The organism is Idiomarina loihiensis, assembly GCF_024584785.1.
Lineage (GTDB): Bacteria > Pseudomonadota > Gammaproteobacteria > Enterobacterales > Alteromonadaceae > Pseudidiomarina > Pseudidiomarina fusca.
Genome location: NZ_CP074112.1, coordinates 2,561,591 through 2,583,160 on the forward strand (window position 1 = coordinate 2,561,591; position 21,570 = coordinate 2,583,160).

Consider the following 21,570-nt stretch of genomic DNA (forward strand, 5'->3'; position numbering starts at 1 on the left):
CATGATTCAAATTACTGACTTACAAATTGAGCAAAAAATGTGGCCGTTATTGCGGCAAGCTTTTCGGCCGATGTTTTTATTGGGGGCGAGCTTTAGTGCCTTGGCCATCACCTTGTGGCTGCTGGTATTAGCTCAGGTCATCGAGCTGCCCGTGTATGGGCAAACCTTATTCTGGCACAGTCATGAAATGATCTTTGGTTTTGTGGCGGCCATCATCGTGGGCTTTTTGCTGACCGCCGTACAGAATTGGACTGGCTTACGCGCTACCCACGGACGGGCCCTTGGCATCCTCACTGCGGTATGGGTGTTGGGTCGGTTAGGGCTTTTAGTTGGGGCTTGGCTACCTTGGTGGCTGGTAGCTGCGGTTGATCTATTATTTTTACCGTTAGCGGCAATTTTATTGGCTGTGCCCTTAATTGCGGTGAAGCAGCAGCGAAACCTATTCTTCGTGCCCGTGCTTTTCTTGTTAACCTTGTGCAATGCGCTCATGCACTTCGGGCTGCAGACCGGACAATACGAAATTCAACAATTAGGTAGCCAAAATGCGGTGTGGTTGGTCACTTTACTGATGGCCATCGTAGGTGGTCGGGTACTCCCTATGTTCACCGCCAACGGAACTATGACACCAAAAGCCGAACCCATCGTCTGGTTAGACCGCATCGGGTTAGGTAGTTTGTGGTTGATTTTTGTGCTGAATATTACCAATTTCAGCGCCATGGTACCGGCCTTGGTGATGGCTCTACTCTTCGCGACAAGTGCTTTAGCTTTAGCTATTCGCTGCGCCCGCTGGCGTATCTGGATCACCTGGAAAGTACCGTTACTGTGGTCGCTACATGTAGCTTACTGGTTTATTCCAATTGGCTTAGCGCTATATGCGCTGCGCTATGCGGGCTTTCCTATCACCAACAGCTTGGCGTTACATGCATTAACTGCTGGCGCTATGGGTAATATGATTTTAGCGATGATTGCACGGGTCTCTCTGGGCCATAGTGGTCGTGCCCTACAACCCAAACCCATCATTAGCGCAGCCTTTATGTTAGTGATAGTAGCTGCGGTGGTTCGCGTATTTGTGCAAGGCTTATGGCCAGAGTTATCCGTGTATTGGTATGCCCTAAGTGCGTTTGCTTGGGTGTTGGCCTATGGCATTTATGTACTGGTGTACTTTCCTATTCTTACCACGCCACGTCCAGATGGACGTCCAGGTTAAGAATCGGAGCCTGAATCAGGTGGCTGTTGCTCTGGGCGCAGCCACATCCATACTGCAACGGTGGCCATAATGCCAATAACTAAGCCTTTTAACCATAAAGGTGCTGGGCTAAATGCCAACATGATTGCGCTCCCGGACATCATCACCGATGCAATCACTTTGGGCCTACGCTTAATGACACCGTAGCGGCGCCAGGCAATGATTTGCGGGCCATAGGTTGGATGCGCCAATAGCTTGGCTTCTAATACCGGCCAGCCCTTGCCGCCGGCCCATGCGGCCACCAGCAGAAAAGGTACCGTTGGCATGATGGGCAACAATAAACCAATGATACCCAGCGCTAGCGTAATAATAGCTAGCGTCCGCCACAATAAAATCCGCAGCACAACCGTCATAGAGCTCCTTGCATGGCTTGGTAGTGGGCAGCTGCTATTTTAAGCCCAGCCGCTGCGCCAATTTGTGTAAGTTGCTTGCATCTATCTCTAGTATACGGGCCGCTTGGGTCCATTTGTAGTCCGCTTGCTCTAAAGCCTGCTCAATAAGCTGACGCTGCACCGCATTGAGGGTATCTTTCAAGTTCATGGTGGGAAACGCCTTGCGCTGGTTGCTCTGCAATATATCCGTGACTTGCACGCTGGCGGTGGCTGCACCAGGTAAATCCAGCAAACCAATATCGATACTAACAATATCTTCTCGTGCCGCACCTATGCTAAGCGCCTTAATCGCCGCCCGGCTGATGGTATGCTCAAGTTCGCGCACGTTGCCAGGCCAATCATAAGCCAATAAGGCATGCTCTGCCGCTTGGGTGAGGCGTAACGCTCGTACCCCAAGGCGAGCTCGGTTAAGCTCTAAGAAGTGACCGGCTAACACAGGAATATCATCGCTACGCTCACGCAGCGGTGGAATAGGTAACGGGTACACGGATAAGCGATGGTAGAGATCAGCACGAAAATCACCAGATTTTATTTGCTGCTTCAAGTCGCGATTAGTTGCCGCCACAACTCGGACATTGACGGTATGGCTACGATCGCTTCCTAAGCGTTGAATCTCGCCATTCTGCAATACTCGTAGTAACTTGGCCTGAATTGCTGGTGGCAGCTCACCTACTTCATCTAAGAAGATGGTGCCGCCATCAGCGCTATCAAACCGACCGGCCCGCTCGCTGGTTGCCCCAGAGAAGGCCCCTTTGGTATGGCCGAAGAGCTCACTCTCGGCCAGAGCCTCAGGTAACGCTGCACAATTCACATACACTAAGGGCTGCTGCGCTCGTTGTGACTGGCGATGTAACTGTCGTGCAAATAACTCTTTACCCACGCCGGTTTCACCCAGCAGTAATACCGGAAGATCTGAGCCGGCCACAACACTCAATTCTTGCATCACATTGAGCAATGGAGCACTACGCCCGATGATTTCGTAACTAGCGGAAGCCTCGCCACTAAGCGAGTATTCTTGATCGCGCCGTTGATTACGTAGGGCTCTGACGCTTTGCTCAATTTGCCCCATGCGAATCGCCGCTTCAACCAGCAAGCTTGCTCGTTGCAGTGCATGCATGGCAGCCGTATCAAAGGTTCCTGGGGTGAGGGCATCTAGGGTCAGAACCCCCCAGCATTTGCCTTCAACATGTAATGAGATCCCCATACAATCGTGTACTGCCAAATGGCCATCGGGGCTATCTTCTATAAGCCCGTCATAGGGGTCTGCGAGGTGGCTATCTGGCTCAAATCGAACCGCTTCGCGACTCGCCATAATGGTGGCTAGGCGCGGATGCTGATGCACAATAAAACGGCGCCCTAAGGCCTCCCGTGCTAAACCGATACTAGCAATGGGCTTAAGCATTTGCTGCTCTAATTTAAGCAGCACCACGGCACCACAATGAAAGTGTTGGCGTAGTGTTTTGACGACTTTCTCTAGCCGTACTACGGCAGGCTGTTCGGTCACTAAATCGGCGATCAGAGTTTCAAGTAAGGTGACATCTTGCATGGTAGATTTAACCCTTAAAGTCCTTTTTGACCCAAATAAATATGGGTTTAATTTACCATTGCAGGGAAAAACTCGATATAAATCAAAGTAGGTAGTTTTGGCATCTATTTTGCAATATCAACAGGTATTGCTGGTCCATTTTGGCCGCTTTTATCTCAAAATTAGGAGTTATTATGTCAACACCATCTACCATTCATGCAGAAGCTTTAGCCGTGTTTCAAGCCATGCCTAGCAAGCATTTAATTGATTATATTGTTGAGAATTTTCACGATAAGCATCGCGCACAGCTGCCGGAGTTAATTAACTTAGCGCGCAAAATAGAAGACGTACATAATGATCATGAAGCCTGTCCAGCAGGCTTGGCAGAATTGCTGCAAAGCATGTACCAAGAGCTAGAAAGCCACATGATGAAAGAAGAGCAAATTTTGTTTCCGATGTTAGCTGGTGGGATCTATCCAAGCGGACCTATCGCGGTGATGGAAGAAGAGCACGACCAGCACGAGCAAATGTTAGCCGAATTATTAGAGTTGACCCATCAAAACCAAGCTCCACGCGGCGCATGTGGAAGCTGGATCATGCTTTATGAGGGGTTAAATGAGTTAGTGAAAGACTTGCAGCTGCACATCGATATTGAAAATAGCATTCTTTTTAAGCAAGCAGATAAACCAGCCAGCAGTGGCCATGGTAATGGTCACTGCTGTGGTGGTTGCCAATAAGTGCTGCGTCAGTTAGTGAGCTAGCTCGCGCAAGCGGGCTGGCTCGATGATGTTAACTAGCTTGTTCTGCACATCAATCACACCTTCGCCTTGCAGTGCCGATAAAATACGGCTAATGGTTTCTACCGAGAGGCCTAAGTAGTTACCGATATCAGCGCGAGTCATGGTTAAGCGAAACGAAGTGCTAGATAATCCGCGCGCTTTAAAGCGATCGGACAAGGTGACTAAGAAGTGCGCTAAACGTTGATGGGCTGAGCGGTTGTTCAACGTGCCGAGTAGTTGTTTGCTGGAGAATATCTCGCTACTCATTAAACGCATCATTTGTTTGCGCAGGGATGGCATCTCAATCACTAGCTCATCCAGTGACACAATAGGCACTTCGCACAACATGGTGGTTTCTAGCGCTTGTGAGTAACTGCGGTGTTGACCTTCAGCTAAAGCATCAAAACCGACGAGGTCGCCAGGCAAATGGAAATCAATGATTTGCTCTACGCCATTATCGTCGATGGTGTAAGACTTTAGTGAACCGCTACGCACGGCATATAAATATTTGAGCGGCGCACCGGCATTAACTAACACGTCACGTTTATGCAGAGGCTTATGACGCTGAATAATAGTGTCTAGCCGATTCATACCCTCTTGATCTAATTGGTACGGTAAACATAGCGCTGCCATGCTGCAATTTTGACAATGTATGTGAGAAGTCAGATTAGCCATAATGATTTCCTGATTTAGATCAACATCCCTAACGAATAACTGCAGTATACGCCCAACGCCTGAAAAGTAACCTTGTGCCGATGGAGTACCTCCAATATGCCTAAGAGGGGGTAGTTGGTAGGGTTTGTGGGGTTTGCCCGATACTGTTAAAATGCGCGTCCAAACCAGCAGGAGCACCTAAGTGGATGCATTTATAACTTCAACCGTGACCGTCGCTTTAGCCGAAATAGGTGATAAAACGCAATTACTAAGCCTGTTCTTGGCGGCGCGTTACCGCCACAAAACAGCGATTATCATGGGGATATTAGTGGCGACTCTGCTCAATCATTTAGCGTCCGCTTGGCTGGGTTCATGGTTAGTGGATGTCATCCCAGCAACACTCGCCACCTATGTGGTCGCAGGTTCTTTTATAGCCGTTGGCCTGTGGGTACTGATACCCGATAAAGCAGATGATGACGAACACGAAAACGTGCGTAAATACGGCGCTTTTATCGCCACCACAGTGCTGTTTTTTATTGCTGAAATAGGTGACAAGACCCAAGTAGCTACGGTTATCCTGGGAGCTCAATACACCAGTGTATTGTGGGTTACATTAGGAACAACCTTAGGGATGATGCTTGCCAATGTTCCGATCGTGCTACTCGGACAACGGTTGATGCAAAAACTACCTCTGAATGCAGCTCGTTATATTGCGGCGACCTTGTTCGTGGTGCTAGGTATTGCTACTGCGCTAAGTCAACTCTTGGCTTAAACGTTCTAAGCCACTTTGGCGCTGGCTAAAACTTGGCCGCGCGTTGAAAACTTGCTAGTATCGGCAACAGCTAAATTAAAGAGATAACCTGATGCTTAACTGGACTGAACAACAACGCGCACGTGGCTGCCTATGGGCCGTCATGCTGGTGTTGTGTCTGTGTTTGGCGAAACAAAGTAGTTGGATTCAAGGCTGTCCATTACAACAGCAGGCGCTACCGCAGGCTAGCCTGGTGGCAACTAGCGCCACCAGCGACGCCGCTAGTGCCCTAGCTAGCGAGAGTGATTGTAGTGCCAGTGAGCAACTATTGCAGCAGGCATTACAGCAATTATTTGACCAACTGAGTGTCGGCCTATTATTAGTCGTTGCTCTGCTTTTCTCCAGCCGGCTAGGCACCACCGCGGTAACTTTGACAGTGCCACCGCCGCGGTGGCGATATCGGCCACATCTGCACTTTTGTGTGTTTCGAGAATAACCTCACTGAGTTGTCTGTAGCTGCTTGATGCAGCAAGCGAGGGGTACGACTGTTCTGTTCGAATCGGTTCAAGTAGGTACTCAGTCATAGGTTAGTTGAGATGTATAGATGAAACACATAATCCCCTTTATTTTATTGTTCATGTTGATGAGTTCTGCATGGGCACAGGATTCTACTGACTGGATAACCAGCTCAGAGCATCCGCACGTTCAAATCAAGTTAGATTTAGTGACCGCGCAAGCCGATCAGCAACAGTTGCAAGCCTTGCTAAAGGTTCGCTTAGAGAGCCCTTGGAAGACCTATTGGCGGGCGCCCGGAGAGGGCGGCATTCCCCCTACCGCAGAGTGGCAAACCAAGAGTAATATCAGTAGGGTGCAGTGGCAGTGGCCTGCTCCACAACGTTATCAAGTGCAAGGGATTGAAACGGTAGGCTATCAGGGCACGGTTGCCTTTCCGCTAACGTTGACGATAGAAAACTGGCAGCAGCCAGCGCGACTACAAGGTGTGGTGACCATGTCTAGCTGCACTAACATCTGCGTGTTAACGGATTTCCCCGTTGATATCAGCTTCAATCCGGCCCAACTGGCCGCATCTGAGCAGCGGGTGTTTGAATTGCAGAAGGCACTAAGCCAAGTGCCTCGGCTAGACCATCCCGCGGTGGTCTTGGAGCGGGCAGAATGGTCAGCCAGTCAACAGCAGTTGCAACTTGAGCTTACCCACCCACAGGGCTGGCAACAGCCGGATGTCTTGGTTGATAGCTTGGCCACGGAATTGGCAGATATGACGGTGGCACCACCACGCTTGGATATCGATGGTCAGCGGTTACTGGCTACCTTCAACATTAGCCATTGGTTAGGTGCTGCCGAGGTGGCTAGTTATCCCATTCAAATTACTGTGTTAGATGAGGCGCTAGCGGCTGAACTATCCACAACGGCGCAGGCCGTGGCGCAAGTCACTCATGCACCAGCGGTATCTAGTAGTCTTGGTTTGATGTTTGCTTTTGCGCTGCTTGGCGGGCTTATTTTAAATATCATGCCATGTGTCCTACCTGTGCTGGGGATGAAGTTGCAAAGCGTGTTGTTGATACCGCGAGAGAGAGGGCTTATTCGGCGTCAGTTCTTAGCATCGGCATTAGGTATTGTGCTGTCTTTTTGGTTGTTGGCACTGTTTATCTGGGGCCTAAAAACGAGTGGTAGCGCGCTAGGCTGGGGTATTCAATTCCAAAGCCCGTGGTTCATTGGCTTTATGGTGCTAGTCACTGGTTTATTTACGTTCAACTTGGCTGGCCTATTTGAATTTCGATTACCTAGTAGCTGGCAAACTTGGGCTGCCCAACGTGGTGATAATTCGTACCTAGGGCATGTTGTCCAAGGCATGTTCGCGACCTTATTAGCAACGCCTTGTTCGGCCCCCTTTTTAGGAACCGCAGTAAGTTTTGCCATGGCCGCCTCTAATCTACAACTCTGGTTTATTTTCACTGGTTTAGGACTTGGCATGGCATCGCCTTGGTTATTGGTTGCAGCGCTACCATCTTTGGCTAAGTTGCTACCTAAACCGGGCCGTTGGATGCAGATCACAAAAGTGATTTTTAGTCTGATGTTGGCGGCCACCACCCTGTGGCTATTCACTTTACTCAATAATCATTTAACTGCTGCGATGGTCTGGCTCTTAGCGTTAAGTTGGTTAGTAGTAGCCGCGCTACTGGTGATTAGAACTTACGGCAAACAAGGACTGTTGATTGCCGTGGCCAGTAGCTTGTTAGTGGTAGCTGCGGTAGCCGTCACCGCTAGTCTTACCAGCGCTAAATGGGCTAGTGGCCCGCGCCCCGATCACGTTTGGGTAGGCTTAAATGAAGCGGAGATCAGCCGGGCCGTGGCCCAAGGTCAAGTGGTGTTTGTCGATATTACCGCTGATTGGTGTATTACCTGCAAGGCCAACAAAATAGGGGTGCTATTACAGCAGCCCGTATATCAATTGTTGCAAGACCCACAGGTGGTGACCATGCAAGGTGACTGGAGCCAAGCCAATGACCAAGTCACTCAGTATTTACGCAAATATCAGCGTTATGGGGTGCCCTTTAATCGGGTTTATGGTCCAAATGCCCCTGCGGGCATCGATCTACCTGTGATTCTAACGGCCGAGGCTGTTAGTGCCGCAATCGACCAAGCCGCGGGGAGAGAATAATGTCGCAGCCAAAGCAATCCAGCAAATGGCTCAAGCTGCTCAAAAATATTGCCGCCATGGTGGTGATGTTTATGCTGATTAGTACGGCTGTAGATGCGTGGCGAGGCCGTAATCTCGATCCGCAAGCGGTGCCGCTGATGACCTATACCGATCTACAAGGAACGACAGAAGATTGGTTGGAACGCAGTTACAGTGAACCTGTCATTGTGTATTTTTGGGCCACTTGGTGTCCGGTGTGTACGTACGTAACGCCAACGGTGAATTGGATGGCAGCCGATTATCCGGTGGTCACGGTAGCGTTACGTTCGGGGTCTGATGCCAAGGTTGCGCATTATTTGGAGCAACAAAATTACCAACTCATTACGGTGAACGATCCACTGGGACAAGTGGGGCAGCAGTGGCAAATAACGGCTACCCCTACTGTCGCCATCGTTCATGAAGGCGAAATTGTTTCTTATACCACTGGTATCACCACGCCAACTGGCTTATGGTGGCGGCGCTGGTGGGCAAGTTTTTCTGGTTAATTGGAGAGTAGTATGACGTTCAAATCTTTGTTTTTCGGCACCCTGATGGCCCTCGGCTTAGCTACCTTGGGCGCTACTGCACAAGCACAGCAGGCCAATCAACAAGCACAACAACTTGAACAGTTAGTCGGTTTGTTAAAGCAGCATCCCGAAGTGATTGGTGACGTGCTAAATAGTGTTGAGCGTTACATTGAGGGCAAAGAAGCCAGCCGTAATGCTCAAGCTAAATATGAAAGCTGGTTATACGACAACGACAAGGTGCAACCTTGGTATGGCGCAGCCGATCCCAAACTGACCGTGCTGGTTTATACCGATTACGATTGCCCTTATTGCAAACGCATCGAGCCTCATTTACAGCGGTTAGTGGAAGAGTTTGATGGGGTTAAGGTGATTAATATTGTGGTGCCGTTACGCCAGCAACAAACAGAGGGTAGTAACGTTAACCCCTCTGAGTTCGCCATGAATGTGTGGCAGCATCAACCTGAGCAATACCCTGAAGTAGCCAAGCTGCTTTACGCTAAAAACGGCTTACACACAGCTCAATCGATAGAGCATGTGGCCCGCTTAACAGGAACACGCGGACAACTCAATAATCCCCAAGTTGCTCGTCGTAACTTGATGGAAAACTACAAAGCTTTTAGCGATTTTGGCTATCGCGGCACCCCAACCATTGTGGTGGGCAGCGCAGTGATTCCTGGCTTTGTGGAATACGACCAATTACAAGCCTTAGTGCAAGAGATGCTGGATTAAAACGCTCGTGATTTTAGATGTGAACTAACAATAAAGTTTGTACACTAATTGCGGGGCTAATTTTACGAAAATCTACAATCACATTGAAATTTATGGTGTTTTCGTGATTGTCAGGTCACGCTATCAATAAAGTCTTTATGACATTTTTTTCGAAAATCAGCGGTATTGAACTCGGTTGGGCAAAACAAATCAAAGTATGTGACAAAGTATTTTTTGTCTTTTCGTAAATCTCCAGTCCAGTTTATTTCCGTGGTAGTTCTCTTTAACACATAGGAAAACAGTCGATCATTTAGGAGCTTGACCAAATTCTCGCACACAGAGCCTATTTCCTGGATTGCTGCAAAATTAACATCGATAGGCTTCTCTAGAAAAGTGTTGTGCTCATCTAAGCCAAGCTCTATAGCATTCTTAGACCCTAGCAGACCGGCTCTATGTACAACACAATGCCGTAAATGACCAACAATATTGTAATCAGCGAGTGCTTCATTAATCTCAGAGTCTTTTTGGAGAGCGATTTGAATTCCTAAAAATTCCTTAAACGCATCTTTAATGTTTTTCGGGTTGTGAAAAGAAACGCTTTCTAGAAGCGCTTCAGGAAGGAGTTCTTGTGAATGGAAAACTGCGGCGCCATATGAAAGCGGGCGTCCGTAACTGCTGCGTCTAGATAGATTGTCCACTAGAAGCAATCTACGAATTATTGCTCGGCAATAACTTTCAACTGATGATACGAACCCTAAAATAACCAAGCTGGTTAATTGTCTCCATTCATCCGACTCGTCTTGAGCGAGATGCCGATACTCGGAATTGCCGTCGTCCCTCAAGCCACACCCCAAAAGGCGAACATTATTTCGAAAGCTTAGGTTAAACCTACTTATTGGTGGGACGTCAGACTCTTGATATGCAGATGTGAGATTGCAAAATAAATGATAATAAAGCGAAATAGATGATAATGGAGATACCCCATTAGATTACTTAAACTAACTATCTAACTTCTGTACTAAATAAATTGAACTAGCTCGGTCGCCGCATCACGCTGCTGGTTCAGAGGGCGTTCTTCGGTTATATATCCTCGCGAATGCTCCAAGATGAGATTGATGGGTCATTTAATGGAAGTTTTGTGGATGCCTTTGCTCTATTCTTTGGGGGAGGGTCAGGGATAACTTAGGCGTCAAATATACGACTGTGACAAAACAACCAGTTTCTTTCAGTTCTCTGCTCTCTAGGCCTTTAAAAATAAGGCTTGATTAGAGCGTCGTTCTATAACAACCCGGAATACTTCGCCGACGTGTTCGCTCGTGCCTGGTTTAAACTAACGCACCGCGATTTAGGTCCGAAAAGCCGTTATTTGGGCCCGGACGTGCCGAGCGAAGATTTACTCTGGCAGGATCCTATTCCAACGGTTGATTACACGCTGTCTGACGGTGAAATCAGTGAATTGAAAGCCAAGATTCTGGCAACCAATTTAACGGTAGCGGAACTGATTGCAACGGCATGGGACAGCGCACGTACTTTCCGTGGTTCAGATAATCGCGGTGGTGCCAACGGTGGACGAATTCGTTTAGCCCCACAGAAAGACTGGGAAGGCAACGAGCCAGCCCGCTTACAGAAAGTACTTAACGTACTGGAAGGTATTCAAAGCGGTTTAGCGAAAAAAATAAGCTTAGCGGACTTAATTGTCCTTGGTGGCACCGCTGCGGTTGAAAAAGCCGCGAAAGACGGTGGCGTGCAAATTACTCTGCCCTTCACTCCGGGTCGGGGTGATGCAACTGCCGAGCAAACCGACATCGAGGGCTTTGAACCACTAGAGCCTGTGCATGATGCGTTCCGTAACTACTTAAAGCATGACTTTAAGTCGAAGCCGGAAGAGTTGATGCTGGATAAAGCACAGTTGATGGGCTTAACAGCAGCAGAAATGACCGTGCTCTTAGGTGGTATGCGGACTCTGGGTGTGAACTATGGTGGCAGCAAACATGGGGTCTTCACCGACCGTGTGGGCACGCTGTCGAATGACTTCTTCGTGCACTTAGTCGACATGGGCTACCAGTGGAAACCAACCGGCAAGAACTCGTATGAAATTGTCGAGCGTAACACCGGTAACGTCCGCTTCACCGCAACCCGCGTTGACTTGGTCTTTGGTTCAAACTCTATCTTGCGCGCCTACGCTGAAGTGTATGCTCAGGATGATAGCAAAGAGAAGTTTGTGAAAGACTTTGCCAAGGTCTGGGCGAAGATGATGAACGCTGACCGGTTTGATATTAAGTAACCACGGTTTGGTTCATCGAAGCCGCCGGAGCATTGTTTGCTCCAGCGGCTTTTTTAATCCTCTTCAAAGCGTTGCAACTCGCTTAGTTGCAACTGTGCTTTGCGCAAACTGGAACCGGTGACGGAATCTTCCATATAGCGAGCTAGTTTTGGCCGTTTGCTGCTGCGTGACCAGCGGTGAAACAACGCCGTGCTAAGCAACCCGATGGCGCCCACTGCTATACCTGACCAGACTGTCCAGGGCGTATGGGCATACAAATCAACGCCCGTGAGACCTATCAGCACCATCAGCACGGGTACCCACATAAACCACCAGGGCAGACCGGCGATCATGCCGCTTATCACGTAGTAACGACGCACCTGCGCCAATTGCTTTTGAATGGCGAGTACGGGAGCCGCGTAATCGACTGACCGGAGTTTGCCCAACACCACCCCGGCGGTAATGATCACGATGACACCATAAGCATGCACCACAATGCCGGCAATCATAGTCGCAACAGGCTTTGCCGAGGTGTTCCACAACAGAACGGCCAGCAGAATAAAAACTATCCCAAATAGCATCTGCAGGCATTGGCCCATAATCAAAGGCCACAAACTGCTGCGTACCTTGTCGAGCCGTTGGTCGCGCAATAACTGCCAGGTTAAGCGATTTTCTCGCTCGAAGCGCTTATCGATAGCTTGCCAGGCCGCTTTTAGTTCATGAGTTTCCATGGTGATGTCCTTTGCTTAATTTGTTACTTACTTTGTTACTTCATTTGCCGCTTAAGTGCATGTTCACAGCTCATCGTGTAAGCGCTGTTTCAGCCGACCAATCTTGGTCGAAACATTGCTTTCCGTAATACCCAGAATGTCAGCAATTTCCCGCTGCGAATGCTCTTCCAGATAGAGCAACAGTAAGGCTTTGTCCAAAGCTGTCTGGCGCTCAATAAAGTTATGTAATAGCAGGCGGTGATGGGTCATCTCAGATGTTTGCTCAGCCGTTTGCGGATCTGCAACCAGGTGATGCTCTTCGCTCATTGACACCAGGTTCCGTCGATGCGGCGACTGGTTGCGCAAATAGCTAATGGCGACATTTAATGCAATGCGATACATCCAGGTCGAAAAAGTGCGAGTCGGGTCAAAGTCAGGCCATGCGCGCCATAACTGAGTCGCCATTTCCTGCAGCAGATCAGCTCGGTCATCCGGCTGCCAGCAGTATGTATTGGCGACTTTGAACAAAATACCGCGATGTGACTCGAGTAATTGCTCAAACGCTTCCGTGTTTTGGATCATTGGCTCTGCTCTGTCATTCATCGTTGATCGGCTCTGGTTCGTGTTACTTGCGACAGTGATTCGCTGATTTAATACTTATCTCACACTGTGAGTAAAATTTTTATTCAAACGAGTTATGAATGTCACAAAAGCTTAAATGAACTGTCAACGGCAGTGAATCGCCACTGATTTGCTAGACACCTCGTAGCCATAGATAATGGCATACAAGAGGTGCTTATGACCAACAAACGATACCCCGACGAATTTAAAATCGAAGCAGTCCGCCAGATCACCGACCGAGGTCACTCGGTAGCTGATGTTTCCAAGCGGCTCGATGTTTCAACTCACAGCCTTTATGCCTGGGTTAAGAAATTTGGCCCGGATGCCGAGGCAAACAAGAGCCGTAATGAGGAACAGGCCGAGCTGAAGCGACTACGCAAAGAGCTCCAACGCGTCACAGAAGAGCGTGACATTTTAAAAAAAGCCGCGCGTACTTCGCGAAGCAGTCCGACTAAGGTACGCCTTTATCAAAGAGCACAAGGACTGCTGGCCAGTACGAAAGCTGTGCCGACTTCTGGAAGTGAACCCTAGTGGGTTTTATGCGTGGCTCAAAAATCCCCGCTCAAAGCGCCAGAAGCGTGATACGCGTCAGGCTGGCCTGATCAAGCAATTCTGGCTCGAATCAGGTGGTGTATATGGCTATCGAAAAATATACAGCGATATGCGTGAGTACGGCGAAAACATTGGCGTCAATCGCGTTCATCGACTGATGAAGCTTAGCAAAATTAAGGCTCAGGTCGGTTACAATAAACCACGTCATCGCGGCGGTAGTGTTCATGTCGTCTCGCCGAACAGACTTAATCGTCAGTTCAGCACGGATAAACCAGACCAAGCTTGGGTGACTGATGTCACGTATATCAAAACTCACGAAGGCTGGCTTTATCTCGCGGTAGTAGTCGACCTATTCTCACGTCGCGTGGTTGGCTGGTCGATGCAACAGCGAATGACCAAAGAGTTGGTGCTTGATGCGCTACTCATGGCGGTATGGCGGAGAAATCCCCAACAAACCGTTACCGTTCACTCGGATCAAGGAAGTCAGTGCACGAGTCACGACTGGAGTACATTCCTTAAAAGCCATAATTTAGAAGGAAGCATGAGCCGTCGCGGAAACTGTCACGACAATGCGGTTGCTGAAAGCTTTTTCCAACTTCTAAAGCGTGAGCGTATTAAACGAAGGGTGTATTCAAATCGAGATGATGCACGTCGCGATATTTTTGATTACATCGAAATGTTTTACAACGTGAAACGCCGACATGGTTTTAACGATCAGCTTTCACCAGTAGAGTATGAAAAACGATTTAAAAACGAGGCTACTGAGTGTCTAGTGAACTAGTGGCGATTCAAAGCTCACTTATGAGAAATGTCCCAGTCTTAATTTCTGATAATGTCAACTCTGCGATACCAATATCAACTCTATTGTTTCGCCGCAAAGGTGCCGTAATCCATTGAATGTTTTGCGATATGATTTGGTTTTCCGCTGTCTTCGTGAAAATATGAAAGGGAACGCCAAGCAATTGCCACCAAGTGCGTTCGATTTCTAATTTTTCAGCACTTCTTAAGTTACTTAATTGATTCGATGGTTTGGCGCTAACAGCTTCATACCATACTTTTTCGCCGTCAGAGCAAGTAAGGAGAAAGTCAGTAGTCATTACTGAGAGCGACTTCGTCCTAGGTATAACCGGATGTTTAAGTCCAAGGGTCTTCGATATACGAACACTTAAGTCTATTGGTAGGAGAGGGAATTGTTCCCGAATATCGATAACTTGATCACAAAATTCAGCAATGTAGAAAAAGCAACTTTCGTGCTCCGAGAGCATATGATGGTCGCGTTTAGATTTAAGCCCCAAAATTTTTGCACTATTACCTACCGATGGCACATCCTGAACTCGCACCCAAGGCTTATAATCATGCTCGCGACCTAGGCCATACTTGTTTTTTAAAGCACGCCTGAAGTCATCAAGAGTTTCTAATTTTCGCTGTCGGCTCATCTTCGTATCTCCGTTCCTCATTATCAGTATAGTTGCTCGCTGCACTTTTTGAGCTGCAATACAATTGCATGTCCTCCGCTAAATCTCTCATGTGATGATAAGCGCCAGTTCCGAGGGTAGCTGACCTGTCGCACTTTAGTTGACTTTTAGCTTCCGAGATTATCTTTTTGTTAGCATCCTCTATATCGACTAAGAGATTGATTAGTATGAAGTCACACCCGGTAAAATCGGATTTAAACTTTGAATGCTCACTGGATTCCTTCAAGACTGAGCCTACTCGGTAGGAAGCAGGGCAACGTATAGCGCATTTGTCACAGTTTAAGGATTTGCTTTTATAGCAATCAGATTTTGAGGAGCTCTCATTCCCACTCGTACTAAGCTTCTTGAGCGGTTCTAACTCTGCAAAGAGGTGGGTTTTTAGTCTGTCAAACTGCTCATGCTCGAGACTCATAATTAGCCGATTCCACCTAGGTAGAACTTCATATTCATAGTTGAGTCGACGCAATAGTTTAATGGAGCATCTCGCTAGCTTTTTGTAATCAATGACTTCGGTGTAACCAGATGGAAAAACTTGCAGATCCCACAATAGCTTCTCAGCTATAAGGCTAGCACACGGGGCAAACAAATAATTGGACGGGAATTTATGTTCAAAAACCTTATTATTATCAGAATGAACGATGAACTCTTCACCAACTGGCCGAGCAGCAAGTAAATCTTTCAAAGCTCGAAAGGTTTTATTTCTAGCCTTAGGAAGGAATACCTTGAGTGTGCATTTATGGGTGACGCACTCAGTCAGAAACGGCCAGCTTTCTTCAAAGTATCCAAACCCGAAATTAACCAATTGTTCTTCCAAGCATTTTTTACAGAATTTGATCGGTATGTAAGTGGTTCGTAGATATGCTTTTCGAATTAATTTAAGTGATCTGTAAATTTCGTCCACTTTTTCTAGGTTAATAGAAAAGCGATTGGTACGAAGCGATTCCTTGATCATCCGGAATAAGCGGGTCGGTGGGACTCGATTCATATGTTCAGCCGATAAATGAGGAACTGTTATGACTGGATTCCAAGAATTTCTTTTCGAGCTAACTACATTTTCAGTATCATCAATACCGTAAAGAATCTGCAACCTTAGAAAGTAGCCGTGTAGAGATTCACGAGGTGCTGGATAAAAAGGAGAGTGAAAGAGAGCACTATCACTGGATAATGAATGATAATACAAAATAGTGTACACACTTTATTGTTATTTTGTATGTTAGTGTACAAACTTGATTGTCAGTTTACATTTAGAGGTGCTGAGAGCAGGCGTAGGCACTGCTCCACGCCCACTGAAAATTATAGCCACCAAGCCAGCCAGTAACATCCATCACTTCACCAATAAAATACAACTGAGGCTGGATGGTACTTTGCATCGTCTTAGAGCTGATTTCTTTAGTATCAACACCGCCGAGGGTCACTTCGGCGGTGCGGTAGCCTTCGGTGCCGTTGGGCTTAAGACGCCAAGCTTGAATGTCCTCGGCGACTTTTTGTAGCAGCTGATTATTGCAATCAGCGATGTTCTTGTCAGGCCACCCTTGGCTCTGAGCTAGCACTTGTACCAAGCGTTTGGGCAGCCATTCTTGCAAAGCGCTGCGTAGTCCCAACTTTGGGCGTTGTTGACGCAGTTGCTGTAACTGCTGCAACAACTCAAATCTAGGCAGTAGATTAATATCGATAACTTCACCAGCTTGCCAGTAGCTGGATAGCTGCAGCATTGCCGGACCAGATAAACCACGATGGGTAAACAGCATAGCTTCAGTGAAGCTGGCGCTCGTTCTAGCATCGGCTGCCGTACTAGCAATCACATCAACCGCTAACCCAGAAAGCTCCGCATACTGTTGTTTATCGGTGTCATGCAGAGTAAAAGGTACTAAGCCAGCGCGTACGGGCAATATGGTATGCCCGAATTGCTCGGCTAGTTGGTAACCGAAAGGCGTTGCACCAAGTTTTGGCATAGATAAGCCGCCGCAGGCAACAACCAGAGCAGTACTAGTTAACTGGCCTTGTGAGGTGGTTAACTCATACTTCTGCTGGTGGTATTCAACTGCAGTTATGTCGGTGCGTAATTGTACTTTGGCGCCATACTGCTTACATTCTTTGAGCAGCATAGAGACAATGTCTTTGGCGCTTACATCACAGAACAACTGGCCTAAGGTTTTTTCATGATAAGCGATACCATGGCGCTCAACCAGAGCAATAAAGTCCCATGGGGTGTATTGCTTTAATGCAGATTTACAAAAATGAGGGTTATCCGAGAGGTAGTTTTCAGCACTCGCAAACATGTTGGTGAAGTTGCAACGTCCACCACCAGAAATGAGAATCTTTTTACCAGCTTGTTTAGCATGGTCCAGCACTATCACGCTTTTGCCTCGGGCTGCTGCGTGTGCAGCACAGTGTAAACCGGCGGCACCCGCCCCAATGATAATCACGTCATAATGCTGAACTGCTTCACTCATGGACTAGGGTTACTCGCCTGTTAAAGCTGCTAGCACGTGCTCAGCACTGCTTACACCAAAGGTTTTTTCATCTTCCACAAAGAGGTGGGTGACAACACCATCTTCAATCACCATAGCGTAGCGTTCCGCGCGCAAGCCGCCAAACGAGCCTGTTGCTTTAGTCAGCCCTAGTTGTTGATGGTAAGAACCATCACCATCAGCTAACAATTGCACTTTGTCATTCACATTGAGGGCCTTACCCCAAGCGCGCATCACAAAAGCATCGTTTACGGCCACGCAGGTAATAGTCTGCACCCCTGCTTGTTGCAGTGCAGCAGCATGCTCAACAAAACCTGGCAGGTGTTTCTCTGAACAGGTAGGAGTAAAGGCGCCAGGTACTGCAAAGAGGATATGACGGCCTTGGGCAAACATTTCTGCTGGATTAAACTGCTGAAGGCCAACATCACCTAAAGCGGTTAAGGTACCAGCGGGAATACGGTCATTGACTTGAATCATGAGATTGCTCCGTTAAGTAAATATCGAATCGATGTTTTTTGCTTATTACTTGGCTCTGAGGTGGTTGTTGATCCAGAAAATCAGCGTGCTGTGGACGCTTAACGACCACCCGATACTGCGCCTTGGCGCGCGCATCTGCTAGCAGCTGGTCGGCATCATGGTCGGCCCCAACTAACTGCTGAAACATTTGCATGTCCTTTTTTACGGCTGCGCGTTGTTTTCGATCGCTTTTCGGGTACATGGGGTCTAAATAAACCACCTCGATAGACCCTTGATAACTGTCGTCATACCATTGTAACCGTGCGGCCAAGTTAGCATCGCTGTGCTGCAGCCGCTGTAATCCGTCCAACAGTAAGGCTGCTACCACTGGGTTGCGTTCGCGCAGTAAGACAGTAGCCCCCAGCTGAGCAAGCACCAAGGCATCGCGACCTAAGCCAGCAGTACCATCTAGGATAGTTGCTGATTTATATTTAGCCAGGCCACAGGCGCGGCCGATCGCTTCATCTTTAAGGCTCGCCTTGGCCGCCCGAAAGGCTGCTTTACCCTGACTAAAATCAACCACCAGCGGCAACATCTTAGGCGCAGCAAGCCAGCGAAGTTGTAGCTGGGTAGGGGTAAGTTCAAGCACAAATTCATACTGGTCTAAATTAGCGTTCGTAGCGCTAAGCACTTGCAGTTGGCAGCGTTGGGCTAACCTTTGTGCATAGTCATGATCTGCCCCAGTCAGCACCAGAATGGGTACCTCGGCAGCATTCATACGGCGCGCTCCATATCCACATGAGGGATGTCATCCTCAAGATATTCGGCACTGGTCTCAATAAAGCCTAAGCTTTGATAAAAGTCGCGTAGATATACTTGCGCACCGATTTGAATAGGCTGAGTCTTAGCATGTTGTTGGCAAATCGTGATTGCACGCTGCATCAACTCACGACCCAACCCACGGCCACGAGCATGGTTAGTTGTTAATAGTCGTCCAATGCGTGATGGCGTGTGCGCATCACCAATAAAAATACGAGCGTAGGCGCACAGCTCAGCTTGCGCCGAGGACGCATCCCATGCGACCAAATGCAGAGCCTGCGGGTCTTTCCCATCAGCGTCTAAGTAGGGACAGGTTTGTTCAACCACAAACACCTCTTGGCGCACTTTCAAGATGGTATACAGCTCACTGGTGCTGAGCTGAGGAAAGGATTTTAGCTGCCAGTTCATCGTTATCTGCTTCTCACTCGCCGAGTTAAAGGAATGACATTGGCGCGCTCAGGTTGAGTGTAGAGCGCCAGAATCTCTGCAACCTTGCCACGACTATCGCCTTTGGGGCTAATAAAGCGTGCTACTTGTAAGCTTTGAATATCCGCATCTTGGTACAGCAATCGTGTTAGTTCCGTATCGTGATTACTGATCAGCACCGGGATGCCGCGTTTATGTGCGGTATGAGCAGCCCGACGAGCTAACTCATGCTGGTGCTCGAGGTTAAAGCCACCGCTAGCATAACTGGTGAAGTTAGCGGTAGTGCTGAGCGGTGCATAAGGAGGATCGCAATACACCACATCGCCTTTACGGGCACGACGAAACACCTGCTCAAAACTCATACAGGTAAAGACGGCTTGCTGGGCTTTTTCTGCAAAAAATTCTAATTCTGCTTGTGGGAAATAAGGCCGGCTGTAACGTCCAAACGGCACATTGAAGTGCCCTGATAAGTTGTAACGGCACAAACCATTGTAGCCATGGCGATTCAGATACAAGAATAACAGCGCACGCTGATATAAGTCGCTACATTGATTGAATTGCTCTCGTAGTGAGTAATAGGCATCAGCGGTATTATTTCTCAGAGTAAACAAGCGCGCAGCATCATCAATAAAACGTCGCGGCCGGCGTTTGACGATCTTAAACAGGTTGATTAAATCTGGGTTAACATCGTTAAGAATATATCTGTCGTAATTAGTGTTCAGGAACACCGAACCGGCGCCGACGAAAGGCTCAATTAACTTGTTGCCCTCAGGCAGGAGCGCTGTAATAGGTTCAATAAGACCATATTTGCCCCCAGCCCATTTCAAAAACGCACGTTTCTTAAGCATCAGCCGATCCTAACATCAGTTTGCTGAAGGGCTGTGAACTGCTACAAGCGTTGATTGCTGTCGCAATCACTTGCCAATCACTTAAGCCAATTATTTGAGCTTGGCCAATGGCGGTAGGGAGAATAAATCGAATCACTCCTGCTTTTACTTTTTTATCGCGTTGCATGTAATCTTGCCATTGCTGCAACGTTAGTTGAGGAGCTTCAACCGGTAACCCCAGTTGCTGCAAGAGTTGCCGAATTCGATGCAGATCTGTGCTGGCTAGTTGGCCGGTTTGTTCCATCAAGGTGGCCGCAATCACCATTCCTGCGGCGACCGCCTCACCGTGGCGCCAATGTTGATAATCGGCTGCTTCGATGGCGTGCCCAAACGTATGCCCTAAATTGAGTAAGGCGCGCTGATGCTGTTCAGTTTCATCCGCTGCGACAATGGCGGCTTTAATACTGCAACTTACCTTGATTGCTTGAGTTATTGCGCTGGTATCCCGTGCGCATAGAGCGCCGGCTTGCTGCTCCAGCCACGTGAAAAAATCAGCATCGGCGATAATGCCGTACTTAACTACTTCAGCAAGGCCACAAGTGTAATCACGAGCACTGAGTGTCTGCAGGCAGTCGGTATCGATTAACACCCCATGGGGCTGGTGAAAGGCGCCAATGAGGTTTTTACCAAGCTGATGATTAATAGCCGTTTTACCTCCTACCGACGAATCCACTTGCGCCAGCAGGGTGGTTGGAATTTGATAGAAGGTCACGCCCCGCTGATAGGTTGCTGCAACAAAGCCGGCCAAATCGCCAACCACACCGCCACCTAAGGCAATAATGGCACAGTCACGCGCAAAATTATGGCTAATTAGGGTATCCATGATGGCTTGATAGTTAGGTAAGCTTTTTTCGGCTTCGCCATCACCAATTTCATGCACCACCACCTGATGTGCCGCCAGCGACTGTTTTACTTGGGCTAAATAGAGCGGTGCTACCAGGGTGTTGGTAATGATTAAAATCTGCTGAGGAAGATTTGGAAACAGCGGACTGCGTTGCAACAGGCCGGGTCCAATCTCGATCGGATAACTACGCTCACCCAGACCAACGGTGATTTGTTGTATGGGTGTCTGCATGAGCGTCTCCGAATTTATACGTTGATGTGTTCGATAATTTGGTCAATCACTGTCTTTGCATTTTGTTCGTCTGTACGAACAATAACATCAGCAATCTCTTCGTATAAAGGATTACGGATTTCAGCCAAGTTTTCTAGTACTTCGCGAGGATTTTCTGCATCCGCAATCAGAGGGCGTCGTTTATCACGTTGGGTTCTTGCTAACTGCTTATCGATGGTGGTTTGTAAATAGACCACCACGCCTCGCGCAGAAAGGCGATTACGGCTCTCTTTGCTTAGAATCGATCCGCCACCAGTAGCTAACACAATGCCAGTGTTTTCGGTGAGCTCTTCAATGACTTTTTCTTCACGCGCACGAAATCCGTCTTCGCCTTCTAATTCAAACACCCACGCAATATCAGCACCGGTACGGCGCTCAATTTCAGTATCAGAATCGAAAAATTCAAGATGGAGTTGGCGTGCTAATTGTCGCCCGATGGTACTTTTACCAGCCCCCATAGGGCCCACTAAGAAAATATTACGTTTTTCAGCCATTA

22 protein-coding genes and 1 pseudogene are annotated in these 21,570 nt (G+C 48.1%); 9 read left to right on the forward strand and 14 right to left on the reverse strand.

Annotation, left to right across the window (positions count from 1 at the left end):
- Position 1 precedes the first annotated feature (1 nt).
- Positions 2-1,207 (forward strand): NnrS family protein, encoded by a 1,206-nt coding sequence (locus tag KGF88_RS12295; RefSeq protein WP_153826290.1) that lies wholly within the window; start codon positions 2-4, stop codon positions 1,205-1,207.
- On the opposite strand, the gene KGF88_RS12300 is transcribed toward KGF88_RS12295, so the two are convergent.
- Together KGF88_RS12300 and norR are read right to left on the reverse strand one after the other, a co-directional pair.
- Positions 1,204-1,599 carry a YbaN family protein gene (locus KGF88_RS12300; RefSeq protein ID WP_110076452.1) on the reverse strand — a complete coding sequence of 132 codons (396 nt, stop codon included), beginning with the start codon at positions 1,597-1,599 and terminating at the stop codon, positions 1,204-1,206. The two genes, KGF88_RS12295 and KGF88_RS12300, sit on opposite strands and share 4 nt — an antisense overlap.
- Positions 1,600-1,633: 34 nt before the next feature.
- Complete coding sequence (norR, locus tag KGF88_RS12305; RefSeq protein ID WP_153826289.1) at positions 1,634-3,184, reverse strand: nitric oxide reductase transcriptional regulator NorR; 1,551 nt, start codon at positions 3,182-3,184, stop codon at positions 1,634-1,636.
- A 173-nt stretch (positions 3,185-3,357) separates the two neighbouring features.
- On the opposite strand from norR, the gene KGF88_RS12310 reads away from it, so the two are divergent.
- Complete coding sequence (locus KGF88_RS12310; protein ID WP_110076450.1) at positions 3,358-3,900, forward strand: hemerythrin domain-containing protein; 543 nt, start codon at positions 3,358-3,360, stop codon at positions 3,898-3,900.
- Between the two features lie 12 nt (positions 3,901-3,912).
- Here the strand turns inward: KGF88_RS12310 and fnr are convergent, their stop codons facing one another.
- Positions 3,913-4,617 carry a fumarate/nitrate reduction transcriptional regulator Fnr gene (gene fnr, locus KGF88_RS12315; protein ID WP_153826288.1) on the reverse strand — a complete coding sequence of 235 codons (705 nt, stop codon included), beginning with the start codon at positions 4,615-4,617 and terminating at the stop codon, positions 3,913-3,915.
- Between the two features lie 181 nt (positions 4,618-4,798).
- Here fnr and KGF88_RS12320 point away from each other — a divergent pair, with 181 nt between their 5' ends.
- From KGF88_RS12320 to KGF88_RS12340, 5 genes are all read left to right on the forward strand, one after another.
- Positions 4,799-5,368, forward strand: a complete 570-nt coding sequence (locus KGF88_RS12320) for a TMEM165/GDT1 family protein (RefSeq protein ID WP_162014560.1) — start codon at positions 4,799-4,801, stop codon at positions 5,366-5,368.
- A gap of 91 nt (positions 5,369-5,459) precedes the next feature.
- A complete protein-coding gene (locus tag KGF88_RS12325; protein WP_153826287.1) occupies positions 5,460-5,843 on the forward strand; it encodes a hypothetical protein in 384 nt (127 codons plus the stop codon).
- Positions 5,844-5,951: 108 nt separating this feature from the next.
- Positions 5,952-8,027: a protein-disulfide reductase DsbD family protein gene (locus KGF88_RS12330; protein ID WP_153826286.1), complete on the forward strand. Its 2,076-nt coding sequence runs from the start codon at positions 5,952-5,954 to the stop codon at positions 8,025-8,027.
- Positions 8,027-8,551, forward strand: coding sequence for a protein disulfide oxidoreductase (locus KGF88_RS12335; RefSeq protein WP_153826285.1), 525 nt, complete (start codon positions 8,027-8,029; stop codon positions 8,549-8,551). Before KGF88_RS12330 ends, KGF88_RS12335 begins: the two co-directional genes overlap by 1 nt.
- Before the next feature lie 12 nt (positions 8,552-8,563).
- Positions 8,564-9,301, forward strand: coding sequence for a thioredoxin domain-containing protein (locus KGF88_RS12340; RefSeq protein WP_110076444.1), 738 nt, complete (start codon positions 8,564-8,566; stop codon positions 9,299-9,301).
- A gap of 110 nt (positions 9,302-9,411) precedes the next feature.
- Here KGF88_RS12340 and KGF88_RS12345 read toward each other — a convergent pair whose 3' ends face one another.
- Entirely contained in the window at positions 9,412-9,978 is a 567-nt protein-coding gene (locus KGF88_RS12345; RefSeq protein WP_153826284.1) for a hypothetical protein, read from the reverse strand.
- A 566-nt stretch (positions 9,979-10,544) separates the two neighbouring features.
- Here KGF88_RS12345 and KGF88_RS12350 point away from each other — a divergent pair.
- Positions 10,545-11,564: pseudogene (locus KGF88_RS12350) on the forward strand (peroxidase family protein); the annotation flags it as partial.
- 53 nt (positions 11,565-11,617) lie between these two features.
- Here the strand turns inward: KGF88_RS12350 and KGF88_RS12355 are convergent.
- Positions 11,618-12,274 carry a hypothetical protein gene (locus KGF88_RS12355; protein ID WP_092593868.1) on the reverse strand — a complete coding sequence of 219 codons (657 nt, stop codon included), beginning with the start codon at positions 12,272-12,274 and terminating at the stop codon, positions 11,618-11,620.
- Positions 12,275-12,337: 63 nt separating this feature from the next.
- On the reverse strand, positions 12,338-12,835 hold the full coding sequence (locus tag KGF88_RS12360; RefSeq protein ID WP_092593869.1) for an RNA polymerase sigma factor: 498 nt from the start codon (positions 12,833-12,835) through the stop codon (positions 12,338-12,340).
- Between the two features lie 216 nt (positions 12,836-13,051).
- On the opposite strand from KGF88_RS12360, the gene KGF88_RS12365 reads away from it, so the two are divergent.
- Positions 13,052-14,207 (forward strand): IS3 family transposase gene (locus tag KGF88_RS12365; protein ID WP_153826282.1). Its coding sequence is split into 2 segments (ribosomal slippage): positions 13,052-13,305 and positions 13,304-14,207, totalling 1,158 coding nucleotides; the frame shifts between segments, so codons are not numbered across the junction.
- Between the two features lie 7 nt (positions 14,208-14,214).
- Here KGF88_RS12365 and KGF88_RS12370 read toward each other — a convergent pair.
- The 8 genes from KGF88_RS12370 to aroK form a co-directional block, all read right to left on the reverse strand.
- Positions 14,215-14,862: a TnsA endonuclease N-terminal domain-containing protein gene (locus KGF88_RS12370; protein WP_202912509.1), complete on the reverse strand. Its 648-nt coding sequence runs from the start codon at positions 14,860-14,862 to the stop codon at positions 14,215-14,217.
- Between the two features lie 1,283 nt (positions 14,863-16,145).
- Positions 16,146-17,354 carry an NAD(P)/FAD-dependent oxidoreductase gene (locus KGF88_RS12375; RefSeq protein ID WP_153826281.1) on the reverse strand — a complete coding sequence of 403 codons (1,209 nt, stop codon included), beginning with the start codon at positions 17,352-17,354 and terminating at the stop codon, positions 16,146-16,148.
- Between the two features lie 9 nt (positions 17,355-17,363).
- Entirely contained in the window at positions 17,364-17,849 is a 486-nt protein-coding gene (locus tag KGF88_RS12380) for a peroxiredoxin (protein ID WP_153826280.1), read from the reverse strand.
- A complete protein-coding gene (locus KGF88_RS12385; protein ID WP_153826279.1) occupies positions 17,833-18,606 on the reverse strand; it encodes a class I SAM-dependent methyltransferase in 774 nt (257 codons plus the stop codon). The genes KGF88_RS12380 and KGF88_RS12385 overlap by 17 nt, the downstream gene beginning before the upstream one ends.
- Positions 18,603-19,055: a GNAT family N-acetyltransferase gene (locus KGF88_RS12390; RefSeq protein WP_153826278.1), complete on the reverse strand. Its 453-nt coding sequence runs from the start codon at positions 19,053-19,055 to the stop codon at positions 18,603-18,605. The genes KGF88_RS12385 and KGF88_RS12390 overlap by 4 nt, the downstream gene beginning before the upstream one ends.
- 2 nt (positions 19,056-19,057) lie before the next feature.
- The gene (locus KGF88_RS12395) at positions 19,058-19,921 is read right to left on the reverse strand and encodes a Dam family site-specific DNA-(adenine-N6)-methyltransferase (RefSeq protein WP_153826277.1); all 864 of its coding nucleotides are present in this window, start codon (positions 19,919-19,921) and stop codon (positions 19,058-19,060) included.
- Positions 19,914-21,023: a 3-dehydroquinate synthase gene (aroB, locus tag KGF88_RS12400; protein ID WP_162014561.1), complete on the reverse strand. Its 1,110-nt coding sequence runs from the start codon at positions 21,021-21,023 to the stop codon at positions 19,914-19,916. Before aroB ends, KGF88_RS12395 begins: the two co-directional genes overlap by 8 nt.
- Positions 21,024-21,049: 26 nt before the next feature.
- Positions 21,050-21,568, reverse strand: coding sequence for a shikimate kinase AroK (gene aroK, locus KGF88_RS12405; RefSeq protein ID WP_110076438.1), 519 nt, complete (start codon positions 21,566-21,568; stop codon positions 21,050-21,052).
- Positions 21,569-21,570: the final 2 nt, after the last annotated feature.